The sequence below is a fragment of the Streptomyces sp. NPDC025806 genome (assembly GCF_055558275.1).
Window position 1 is genome coordinate 34,219 of sequence record NZ_JBVHMU010000033.1, and the last position, 11,541, is coordinate 45,759.

10 protein-coding genes are annotated in these 11,541 nt (G+C 72.1%); 8 read left to right on the forward strand and 2 right to left on the reverse strand.

Annotated features, from left to right (window positions below):
- Positions 1-74: 74 nt before the first annotated feature.
- Positions 75-1,535 (reverse strand): DHA2 family efflux MFS transporter permease subunit, encoded by a 1,461-nt coding sequence (locus ACZ4E1_RS38480; protein ID WP_467548377.1) that lies wholly within the window; start codon positions 1,533-1,535, stop codon positions 75-77.
- A gap of 108 nt (positions 1,536-1,643) precedes the next feature.
- Here ACZ4E1_RS38480 and ACZ4E1_RS38485 point away from each other — a divergent pair, with 108 nt between their 5' ends.
- On the forward strand, positions 1,644-2,207 hold the full coding sequence (locus ACZ4E1_RS38485; RefSeq protein ID WP_467548379.1) for a TetR/AcrR family transcriptional regulator: 564 nt from the start codon (positions 1,644-1,646) through the stop codon (positions 2,205-2,207).
- Between the two features lie 207 nt (positions 2,208-2,414).
- Here ACZ4E1_RS38485 and ACZ4E1_RS38490 read toward each other — a convergent pair whose 3' ends face one another.
- The gene (locus ACZ4E1_RS38490; RefSeq protein ID WP_467548381.1) at positions 2,415-3,308 is read right to left on the reverse strand and encodes a LysR family transcriptional regulator; all 894 of its coding nucleotides are present in this window, start codon (positions 3,306-3,308) and stop codon (positions 2,415-2,417) included.
- A 161-nt stretch (positions 3,309-3,469) separates the two neighbouring features.
- On the opposite strand from ACZ4E1_RS38490, the gene ACZ4E1_RS38495 reads away from it, so the two are divergent.
- The 7 genes from ACZ4E1_RS38495 to ACZ4E1_RS38525 form a co-directional block, all read left to right on the forward strand.
- Entirely contained in the window at positions 3,470-4,147 is a 678-nt protein-coding gene (locus tag ACZ4E1_RS38495; protein ID WP_467548382.1) for a CatB-related O-acetyltransferase, read from the forward strand.
- Positions 4,144-5,040 (forward strand): Vgb family protein, encoded by an 897-nt coding sequence (locus ACZ4E1_RS38500; RefSeq protein ID WP_467548384.1) that lies wholly within the window; start codon positions 4,144-4,146, stop codon positions 5,038-5,040. Before ACZ4E1_RS38495 ends, ACZ4E1_RS38500 begins: the two co-directional genes overlap by 4 nt.
- A gap of 55 nt (positions 5,041-5,095) precedes the next feature.
- Positions 5,096-5,443: a YciI family protein gene (locus tag ACZ4E1_RS38505; protein ID WP_467548386.1), complete on the forward strand. Its 348-nt coding sequence runs from the start codon at positions 5,096-5,098 to the stop codon at positions 5,441-5,443.
- A gap of 297 nt (positions 5,444-5,740) precedes the next feature.
- Positions 5,741-8,005, forward strand: coding sequence for an MMPL family transporter (locus tag ACZ4E1_RS38510; RefSeq protein WP_467548388.1), 2,265 nt, complete (start codon positions 5,741-5,743; stop codon positions 8,003-8,005).
- A gap of 207 nt (positions 8,006-8,212) precedes the next feature.
- Positions 8,213-9,421, forward strand: a complete 1,209-nt coding sequence (gene metK, locus ACZ4E1_RS38515; protein ID WP_467548390.1) for a methionine adenosyltransferase — start codon at positions 8,213-8,215, stop codon at positions 9,419-9,421.
- 49 nt (positions 9,422-9,470) lie between these two features.
- Positions 9,471-10,454, forward strand: coding sequence for a carbohydrate kinase family protein (locus tag ACZ4E1_RS38520; protein ID WP_467548392.1), 984 nt, complete (start codon positions 9,471-9,473; stop codon positions 10,452-10,454).
- A partial coding sequence (locus tag ACZ4E1_RS38525; RefSeq protein ID WP_467548394.1) for a homocysteine S-methyltransferase family protein occupies positions 10,451-11,541 on the forward strand: 1,091 nt, incomplete at its 3' end. The genes ACZ4E1_RS38520 and ACZ4E1_RS38525, both read left to right, overlap by 4 nt.

The following is an 11,541-nucleotide window of genomic DNA, read 5'->3' on the forward strand; positions in this document are numbered from 1 at the left end:
GCACCGAGTCACAGGCGGTGTCCCGCGCCGTCTTCGTTCTGTCACAGGGGTGTGGGTCCCTCGCCTGGCGTCGGTCAGGGGGTGGGGACGGCTTCCGGTTCGGTGGTGGTGGCGGGATGCTGCGGGGTCGCGGGGGCGGCCTCCGTGGACTTGGACTTGGCCAGCCAGAGGCCGGTGAAGACGGCGGTGGTCAGGGTGACGGCTCCTGCGGTGAGGAAGGCGCTGTTGAGGCCGGCTTCGAAGGTGGCGCCGCCGAACTGGCGGGTGCGGACGACGGCTCCGAGGAGGGCGACGCCTAGGACGGCGCCGATCTGGCGGGTGGTGCTGCTGATGCCGGAGGCGAGGCCGCCTTCCTGGGGGCTGACGGCCTGGACGGCGGCTCCGGTCAGCGGGGAGAGGGTGAGGGCGAAGCCGGTGCCGACGATGGCGAGGCGCCACCACACGTTGGCGTAGGGGGTGTCGGCGTGGACGGTGCCGAGTGCGAGGAGTCCGAGGCCGGCGAGGGCCATGCCGACGGTGACCAGGGTGCGGAAGCCGTGGCGGGCGGCGAGTCGGCCGGCGTAGGGGCTGACGAGCACCATGGCGAGGGAGACGGGGAGGGTCTGGAGGCCGGCGCGCAGGATGGAACTGCCCTGGACGTAGACGAAGAACTGGGAGAAGAAGAACGACGAGCCCATGAGCGCGAAGCCGACGACGACCATGGCGGTGTTGGCGACGGTGAACAGGCGCTGGCGGAACAGGCGCAGCGGCAGCATGGGGTGGGGGCGGCGTGCTTCGACGGCGATGAAGGCGGCGAGGAGGACTGCCGCGGTGGCGAAGCTGCCGAGGATGAGCGGTGAGGTCCAGCCGCGGGCGCCGCCTTCGATGAGGGCGTAGGTGAGGACGCCGACGCCGAGGGCGGAGAGCACGGTTCCGGGGACGTCGATGGCGGGGGCGTGCGGGTTGCGGGTCTCCTGGAGGGTGCGCAGGCCCGTCAGGAGGAGGATCGCGCCGATGGGGAGGTTGACCAGGAAGATGGCGGGCCAGCCGAAGGCCTCGGTGAGGACGCCGCCGGCGACGGGGCCCGCGGCGAGGCCGATGCCGCTGAGTCCGGCCCACAGGCCGATCGCCTTCATGCGTTCCTGCGGTACGGGGTACGCGGCGGCGAGCAGGGCGAGTGAGGCGGGGCTGAGGGCGGCGGCGCCGATGCCCTGGAGCACGCGTCCGGCGATGAGCCAGCCGAGCGAGGGGGCGAGGGCGCAGATGAGGGACGCGGCGGTGAACACCGTGACGCCGGTGAGGTAGACGCGTTTGCGGCCGAACCGGTCGGCGAAGACGCCGCCGGAGAGCAGCAGCATGGCGACGAGGAGGACGTAGGCGTCGACGATCCATTGCAGGCCGGTCAGTTGGGTGTTGAGGCGGTGCTGCATGTCGGGGAGTGCGGCTCCGACGATGGTGTTGTCGAGCAGGACCATGAACTGGCCGAGGCAGGTCACGGTCAGGAGTACGGCTCGGTGGGGGCCGTGGTGTGGGGTTGCGGGTGTCGTAGCGGTCATGTGGGTTCCTCTTCCTCTCGCCCTTTAACGCAGTCAGCGACTGCGTTAGGCGACCATAAGGGGAGCCGCTCCGCAAACGCAAGTGCTGACTGCGTTAAGGTGGTGGGTATGAACGAAGGACAGCGAGCCCGCAGGCCCGGCGGGCGCAGCGCACGCGTCGGCGCGCAGGTGCACCAGGCCGTCACCGAACTCATCAGCGAGCGCGGCTACGGCAACTTCACCGTCGGCGAGGTCGCGGCCCGCGCGGGCGTGGCCGACAGCAGCGTCTACCGCCGGTGGGGCAGCCTGGAGGCCCTGCTCAGCGATGTGGCGCTGACCCGCCTCAACGCGCAGTCGCCGATGCCCGACACCGGGAGCCTGGACGGCGATCTGCGGACCTACGCGGCTGCCGTGGCGCGCGAGATCACCGGACCCGACGGACTGGCGCTCGTACGCCTGGCCGTCGCCCTGACGAGCGACGGACCGCAGGGCCTGAAGGCGGGCGATGCCCTCTTCGCCGACCGCATGGGGCAGTTGCAGTCCATGCTGGATCGCGCCGGTGACCGCGGCGAGCAGGCGCTCGACGCACTCGACGTGCTGGACCACGTCCTGGCGCCGCTGTACATCCGGGTCCTGTTCGGCGTGGAGCTCACGCCGGAGTACGTCGACGGGCTGGTGGACCGGCTGCTGTGACCCCGGCCCGGCGCCCAGCCCCCGGCCGGGGCTAGGGCGTGTGTCGAAAGTCCCGTCGTCCGCCCGAAGGGCGGGCCCCGCGGTGTCCGGTGCGTGCGATCGCAAGGCGCCGGAGCGTCCTCATAGCGGAGCTATCAGGTCGTTTCGGCAACGCCGCGAGCGTGCGTGCCGGGCGCCGCGGGGCAGGCGGGACTTTCGACACACGCCCTAGCCCGCCGTCAGGCCCCCGCACTCGGTCGCCGCGTCGGCGAGCGCGCGGACGAGCGGAGTCGCGCGGTCCTTGCGCCAGATCAGAGCCCGCTGAACGGGTGGGGCGTCGTGGAAGGGGACGTAGGCGATGTCGGTGTGCGCGTTGTAGCGCCGCCCTTCGTCGGGGACCGCGCACACCGCGTCGCCCGACGCGACGAGGGCGAGGACCTCGTAGAAGGTGGCGACGGCCGGGCCGCGGGGGACGAGGCGTCCGGCGGGTGTGCGCTCCGGCAGGACGGCGGCGGTCCAGTAGGCGGGGGCGGGGCCGTCCACGCGCGGCACGATGTGGTCGCCGAGCACCTCCAGGCTCACCGAGTCCAACCGGGCGAGCGGGTGATCCGCGGCCACCATCAGATTGAGCGGCTCCTCGCGCAGCACCACGCCGACCGTCAGGTCCGGCTCGCGCACCGGCAGCCAGGTGGTCACCACGTCGACCTCACCGGCCCGCACGGCCCCGAACGGGTCGCTGAACAGCACTTCCCGGTACCGGAGTTCGACGGACGGATACTGCTCCCGGAACCGGTCGAGGACCGGACGCATGTCGTGCATCTGCGCGCCCATGACCCCCAGCGTCAGCGTGCCGGCCGGGCGACGGGCGACGGCGGTCGCTTCCGCCACGGCCTCCTGGATGCCCTCGTACGCCGGTTTCAACCGCTGGAGCAGCACCTCTCCGACGGGGGTCATCCGCACCTGGCGGCTGGTCCGCTCGAAGAGCGGGGCGCCGATGGCGCGTTCCTGCTTCTTGATCGCCTGGCTGACCCGGGCCGGTGAGACGTGCAGGCGTTCGGCGCTGCGGCCGAAGTGGAGCTCCTGCGCGAGCGTCAGGAAGATCTCGATGTCCCGCAGTTCCATCCCGCCCCCGGCCCTCTCGGCCCCATCTCATCGTGAACCTCTGGGTTAACGACCCTAGCAAGATCGGTCGTTGCTCCCGGGCGGCCCGGTGCCGATGCTGAGGTGCGGGCCCGTGCCCGCATCCTTCAGCCGAGCCGACGCCCCCACGGAGAGATGCGCGCGTGACATCCGATCAGAACGCCCCCGCGACACCCGATCCGGACACCCTCCACCCCCTGCCCGCCCACGAGCGGGTCGTCCTCCTCAAGCCGCTGGTCGCCGGGACGAACGTCGTGGCGGGTGACTTCACCTACTACGACGACCCCGACGGCGCGACCGAGTTCGTCCGGCGCAACGTGCTGTACGCCTACGGCCCCGAGCGCCTGGTCATCGGGAAGTACTGCGCGATCGCCACGGGCACGAGGTTCCTGATGGCGGGCGCCGACCACCCCACGATGGGTGTGTCCACCTTCCCCTTCACCATGTTCGGGGGCCGGTGGGCCGAGCAGACGCTCGACCTCGTCACCGGCATGCCCAGCCGCGGGGACACGGTGGTCGGCAACGACGTGTGGTTCGGGTACGGCACCACCGTGATGCCGGGGGTGCGGATCGGCGACGGCGCGGTGATCGCGGCCGGCGCCGTGGTCACCGCCGACGTGCCGCCTTACACGATCGTGGGCGGGAACCCGGCCCGGACGATCCGGCAGCGCTTCGACGACAGCGACGTCGAACGGCTGCTGCGCGCCGCCTGGTGGGACTGGCCCGTCGAGCTGGTGACCGCGCACGCGCGCACGATCATGTCCGGCTGCGCGAAGGACATCGAGCGCGTCGCCGTCGCCGAAGGTCTGGAGCGGCCGTGACGAGGCGGACCGTCGAGGAGTACCCGGTGTCCGGTCGCGACGGCGGCCCGTACGCGGTCACCACCGGCCCGGACGGGGCGCTGTGGTTCACCCTGGTGCACAGCGGGCGGATCGGCCGGCTCGTCCCCGGGCAGGAGCCGACCAGCCATCGGCTCGACCCCGACAGCGGGCCGACCGTCATCACCGACGGGCCGGACGGCGCCCTGTGGTTCACCGAGTACCGGGCGCACCGGATCGGCCGGATCACCACGGACGGCCGGGTGACGGAGTTCGCGCCGCCGACCGAGGAGTGCGGCCCCTTCGGTATCGCCGCGGGGCCGGACGGCGCGCTGTGGTTCACCGAGACCGCCGCCGACCGCATCGGCCGGATCACCACCGACGGCACCGTCACCGAGTACCCGTTGCCGCGCACCGGCGCGTTCCCCTCCGCGATCGCGGCGGCCGGGGACGCGATGTGGTTCACCATGAACCAGGCCAACGCCCTCGGCCGCATCGGCATGGACGGCCGCATCACGATCCACGAGCTGCCCACCGAGGCCGCCGCACCGGTGGGTATCGCCACCGGACCGGACGGCAGTGTCTGGTTCACCGAGATCGCGGCCGGCCAGATCGGTCACCGCGCGCCCGACGGCCGGATCACCGAGCACCCGCTGCCCGACCGGTCGTCCCGGCCGCACGCCGTCACCACCGACGCGCGGGGCACCGCGTGGTTCACCGAGTGGGGCGCCAACCGGGTCGGCTCGATCACGCCCGACGGCGCCGTCACCCTCCACGAACTGCCCACCCCCGCCTCCGAACCGCACGGCATCACGGTGGGCCCCGACGGCGCGCTGTGGACCGCGCTGGAGACGGGCGCGCTGGCCCGCGTCGAGCCGGCCGCCGCCGTCGACTGAGCCCCCCGGACCACCGGAAACACCGGAAACACCGAACCGAACAGAGGAACACCGCATGAAGTACGCCCTCGTGATCTTCGAGACCGACGCGTCCCGCGCCCTGATCCAGGCCGACCGCGACGCCTACCGCAAGACGTACGAGACCTGGATCGGCGAAGTGGCGGGCGCCGGAAAGCTGGTGGGCGGCGACGCCCTGGAGACCGAGCATCAGGGGCCTGTCACCGTGCGCAAGGCGGCGGACGGATCCGCGGTGGTGAGCGACGGCCCCGTGCACGGAGGCGAGGAGACCCTCGGCGGCTGGTTCCTGCTGGAGGTGGCCGATCACGCCGAGGCCGTCGAACTGGCCCGCAGCTTCCCCACCCCCGAGGCACTCGAACTGCGGCCGGTCCTCGAGTCGGCCTGACGGAGGTCCGCACCGCACGACGGGGGTCCCGCGCCGCACGGACGACGGGGCGCACGCACACCGCTCGCCCCGTACTCCGCACGGGTCGCCGGCGTGCCCGTCCGCACGAGGTCCGAGGCGGTCCCGCTCGACGTTCGCTGGAGGAACGGTCCTGACCTGGCGGAGTGAATGGCCGTGCGCGCGCCGACTGCGTCACCGTGGGCCCATGTCGGAATCGACCGCCCGGTGACAGGTACCAGGGCGGTCGCTCGCATGCGTCCCCCTGTCACCCCCCACTCGATGGAAGTGCGGTTTCCCGTGGCTACCTTCCTGTACAAACTCGGCCGCTTCGCCTTCCGGCGACGCGGCCTCGTGACCCTGCTGTGGGTGCTGATCGTCGCCGGCGTCGGCGCCGCGGCATCGTCGGCCCCCACTCCTCCCACCGAACAGTTCTCGATGCCGGGCACCGAATCGCAGAAGGCGTTCGACGTGCTCGAGAAGAAGTTCCCCGACGCCGGCGCTGAGGGCGCCACCGCCCGTGTCGTGATCCGCGCCCCCGAGGGCAAGCGGATCTCCGACGAGAAGGCGGCCGTGGGCTCGCTCGTCGCCGAGCTCGGCAAGGCTCCCCAAGTGACGGGCGTCGCCGACCCCTTCACCGCCAAGACGATCAGCGCGGACGGCCGTACCGGCTATGCCGTCGTGAAGTACAAGGTCGCCGCTCCCGACCTCACGGACGCGGCGCACGACGCGCTCACCAAGGCCACCGACCGGGCCCGTGACGGCGGCCTCACCGTCGAGGCCGGCGGTGACGCGGTCGCCGTCGAGGCGGCGATGTCGGGCACCGGCGAGCAGGTGGGCGTGCTGATCTCGGCGCTCGTCCTGCTGCTGACCTTCGGGTCCCTGATCGCCGCGGGCATGCCGCTGGTCACCGCCATCATCGGCGTGGCCGTCGGCACGTCGGCCATCACCGCGCTGGGCAGCACGCTCGGGCTGTCGGCCACGACGTCGACGCTGGCGATGATGATCGGCCTGGCCGTCGGCATCGACTACGCCCTGTTCGTCGTCTTCCGCTACCGCTCCGAGGTCTCCGAGGGCCACAGCCCCGAGGAAGCGGCGGGCCGGGCCACCGGCACGGCCGGTTCGGCGGTCGTCTTCGCCGGACTCACCGTCATCATCGCGCTGGCCGGACTCACGGTCGTCAACATCCCGATCCTCACCAAGATGGGCCTCGCCGCGGCCGGTACCGTCGCCGTCGCCGTACTGATCGCGGTCACCTTCGTGCCCGCCCTCCTCGGCTTCGCGCCGCGGCGGGTGCTGCGGGTCGCGGACCGCCATCTGGTCCGGGTGAAGCGGCCGTTGCGGGCGCGCGCACAGCGCCGGTCCGAGAAGAAGGCCGCGAAGCTGGCCGCCCGCACGAAGCCGAACCTGTCCGCGCGCTGGGCCGCGTTCGTCGTGCGCCGCCCGGTCGGCGTGCTGGTGCTCGCCGTGCTCGGTCTCGGCGCGCTCGCCCTGCCCGCCGCCAAGCTGGAACTGGGCCTGCCCGGTGAGGGCACCATGGCGACGGACACCACGCAGCGCAAGGCGTACGACCTGCTGTCCGACTCCTTCGGCCCGGGCTTCAACGGTCCGCTGACGGTCACCGTCGAGGGCAAGGACGCGAAGGCGGCCGGCGACAAGGTCGGCGCCGAGCTGCGCAAGACCGCGGGGGTCGCCTCGGTCTCGCCGGCCACCCCGAACAAGGCGGGCGACACGGCCATCGTCAGCGTCGTGCCGAAGACGGGCCCGAACGACGCGAAGACCGAGCGGCTGGTCAAGGACATCCGTGCGAAGGCGGCGTCGCTCGAGGCGTCGGCGGGCTCCGGCGAGATCCTGGTGACCGGTCAGACCGCCCTGTTCATCGACTTCTCGCGGACCCTGTCCGACGCACTGCTGCCCTACCTGGGGCTGGTCGTGGGCCTGGCGTTCCTGCTGCTCCTCCTCGTGTTCCGCTCGGTCCTGGTCCCGCTCAAGGCCGCGCTCGGGTTCCTGCTCTCGGTCAGCGCGGCGCTCGGCGCGGTGGTCGCCGTGTTCCAGCTGGGCTGGGGTGCCGACGTCTTCGGCATCGAGCAGCCGGGGCCGATCATGACGACGATGCCGATCTTCATGATCGGTGTGGTGTTCGGTCTCGCCATGGACTACGAGGTCTTCCTCGTCACGCGCATGCGTGAGGCGTACGTGCACGGTGCCCCGGCCAAGGAGTCCGTCGTGACCGGGTTCCGGTACAGCGGCCGTGTGGTCGCGGCCGCCGCGGTCATCATGATCAGCGTCTTCTCGGGCTTCGTGTTCGAGGTCGACGACCTGGTCAAGATGATGGGCTTCGGTCTCGCCTCGGCCGTGCTGTTCGACGCGTTCGTGGTGCGGATGGCGATCGTGCCGGCGGTGCACGCGCTGCTCGGCGACTCCGCCTGGTGGCTGCCGCGCTGGCTGGACCGTCTGCTGCCGAACGTCGACGTCGAGGGCGAGAAACTGCAGCGGCGGCTGCGGGCGACCCCGTCGCAGGTGCCGAGCGGCCGGCAGGAGTCCGAGCCGGATCTCGTGCACTGATCCGGTCCGGCGGTTGAACGACAGGGCCCGGCGTCACCTGGTTCAGGTGGCGCCGGGCCTTGGTCAAGGGGTCCCGAGCCGTCCTCCGTCACGGTTCCGCCGTCTTTCGAGCGCTCCTCGTTCGACGTCGTCCATCGTGGCCGTCGCCCGGTCCCCCGTCCGCCTCCGATGCCCTTCCGCGTCATGGGGCGCAACCTCTGGAGAGCCATGTCCCGACGTCTGTTCACCTCGGAGTCCGTCACCGAGGGACATCCCGACAAGATCGCCGACCGGATCAGCGACACGATCCTCGACGCCCTGCTGAGCGAGGACCCGACCGCGCGCGTGGCGGTGGAGACGCTGATCACGACCGGTCAGGTGCACATCGCGGGCGAGGTCACCACCACGGCCTACGCCCCGATCGCGCAACTCGTGCGCGACGCCATCCTCGACATCGGCTACGACTCCTCCGCGAAGGGCTTCGACGGCGCCTCGTGCGGCGTCTCCGTGTCGATCGGCGCGCAGTCGCCCGACATCGCGCAGGGCGTGGACACGGCGTACGAGCAGCGCGTCGAGGGTGACGAGGACGAGCTGGACCGGCAGGGCGCGGGCGACCAGGGGCTGATGTTCGGGTACGCGACGGACGAGACCCCGAACCTGATGCCGCTGCCCATCGAGCTCGCGCACCGGCTGTCGCGCCGGCTCACCGAGGTCCGCAAGGACGGCACGGTCCCCTACCTGCGCCCCGACGGCAAGACGCAGGTCACCATCGAGTACGACGGTGACCGGGCGGTCCGTCTCGACACGGTCGTGGTCTCCACCCAGCACGCCTCCGACATCGACCTGGACTCGCTGCTGACGCCCGACATCCGTACGGAGGTCGTCGAGCACGTCCTGGGCCTGCTCGCCGCCGACGGCATCAAGCTGGACACCGACGAATACCGCCTGCTGGTCAACCCGACCGGCCGCTTCGAGATCGGCGGCCCGATGGGCGACGCCGGCCTCACCGGCCGCAAGATCATCATCGACACGTACGGCGGCATGGCCCGGCACGGCGGCGGCGCCTTCTCGGGCAAGGACCCGTCCAAGGTGGACCGCAGCGCCGCGTACGCGATGCGCTGGGTCGCCAAGAACGTCGTGGCGGCCGGTCTCGCCTCGCGCTGCGAGGTCCAGGTCGCGTACGCGATCGGCAAGGCCGAGCCGGTCGGTCTGTTCGTCGAGACCTTCGGCACGCACACCGTCGACACCGACAAGATCGAGAAGGCCATCAAGGAGGTCTTCGACCTCCGGCCGGCCGCCATCGTCCGCGACCTCGACCTGCTGCGCCCCATCTACGCCCAGACCGCCGCCTACGGCCACTTCGGGCGTGAACTGCCGGACTTCGCCTGGGAGCGCACCGACCGCGCCCCGCGGCTGCGCCAGGCCGCGTACCTCTGAGCCCGGCACCCACCGCAGAGCAGCGACCGAAGCGACCGAAGGAGTAGCCGTGCGCATCGCGGTGACCGGATCCATAGCCACCGACCACCTGATGGTCTTCCCGGGGCGGTTCGCGGACCAGCTGCTGCCCGACCAGCTCGCGCACATCTCGCTCTCCTTCCTCGTCGACCGCCTGGAGGTCCGCCGGGGCGGCGTCGCGGCCAACATCGCCTACGGGCTCGGTGGCCTCGGGCTCGACCCGCTCCTGATCGGGGCGGTCGGCACGGACTTCGCCGAGTACGAGGTGTGGCTGAAGGAGCACGGCGTGAACACCGGCGGCGTGCGCGTCTCCGCCGAACGGCAGACGGCCCGCTTCATGTGCATCACGGACGACGACGCCAACCAGATCGCGTCCTTCTACGCGGGCGCGATGGCCGAGGCCTGCGACATCGATCTGGGTGTCCTGCTCGCGGGCGCCGAGCGGCCGGGCCTCGTCCTGGTCTCGCCCGACGACCCGGCCGCGATGCTGCGCCACACGGCCGCCTGCCGGGCTCTCGGCATCCCCTTCGGGGCCGACCCCTCGCAGCAGCTGGCCCGGCTGGACGGCGGCCAGGTCCGCGATCTCGTGGACGGGGCCACCTGGCTGTTCACCAACGAGTACGAGGCCGCGCTCCTCAAGGAGCGCACCGGCTGGAGCCGTGCCGACGTCCTGGCGGCGGCCGGTACCTGGGTCACGACGCTGGGCGAGAAGGGCGTGCGCATCGAGAGCAGCGGGCAGGCGCCGCTGCTGGTGCCCGCGGTCCCGGACGCGCAGACCGCCGACCCGACCGGCGTGGGCGACGCCTTCCGCGCGGGATTCCTCGCGGCCGTCGCCCGCGACGTGCCGCTGGAGGCGGCGGCCCGGCTGGGCTGCGCTCTGGCCGGCGTGGTGCTCGGTTCGGTCGGTTCGCAGGCGCACGAGGTCGACCCGGAGCAGCTGTCCGGCATCGTCAAGCGCGCGTACGGCCGCGGCGCCGCCGCGCCGCTCGCCCCGGTCCTCGGCGGACGTTCATGAGCGCCGCCGGCCGCTCCCGCGCCGCGGCGCTGCGCGAGGCCCTGGCCAGCCGGGTGGTCGTCGCCGACGGCGCCATGGGCACGATGCTCCAGGACCGCGAACCCACGCTCGAGGACTTCCAGCAGCTGGAGGGCTGCAACGAGATCCTCAACGTCACCCGGCCCGACATCGTGCGCTCGGTGCACGAGGCGTACTTCGACGTCGGCGTCGACTGCGTGGAGACCAACACGTTCGGCGCCAACCACGCGGCTCTCGGCGAGTACGACATCTCGGGGCGCGTGCACGAACTGTCCGAGGCCGGCGCCCGGGTGGCCCGCGAGACCGCGGACGCGTACACGGCCCGCGACGGCCGCCCGCGCTGGGTGCTCGGCTCCATGGGGCCCGGCACCAAACTGCCCACGCTCGGCCACGCGCCGTACCGGACCTTGCGCGACGCCTACCGGCAGAACGCCGAAGGGCTGGTCGCGGGCGGCGCCGACGCCCTGCTCGTCGAGACGACGCAGGACCTCCTCCAGACGAAGGCCGCCGTCCTCGGCGCCCGCCAGGGCCTGGACGCCCTCGGCGCGGACCTGCCGCTGATCGTGTCGGTGACGGTGGAGGCGACCGGAACGATGCTGCTGGGCTCGGAGATCGGGGCGGCGCTCACCGCCCTGGAGCCGCTGGGCATCGATCTGATCGGCCTGAACTGCGCGACCGGCCCGGCGGAGATGAGCGAGCACCTGCGCCATCTGGCGCGGCACTCCCGTGTCGGGCTGTCCTGCATGCCGAACGCGGGTCTGCCCGTTCTGACGAAGGACGGCGCCCACTATCCGCTGTCGGCCGGCGAACTGGCCGACGCCCAGGAGGGCTTCGTCCGCGAGTACGGTGTCTCGCTCGTCGGCGGCTGCTGCGGCACCACCCCCGAGCACCTGCGGCAGATCGTGGAGCGGGTGCGCGGCACGGCACCGGGCGCACGGGACCCGCGCCCCGAGCCGGGTGCCTCGTCGCTCTACCAGACGGTGCCGTTCCGGCAGGACACGGCGTACATGGCGATCGGTGAGCGGACGAACGCGAACGGGTCGAAGAAGTTCCGTGAGGCCATGCTGGA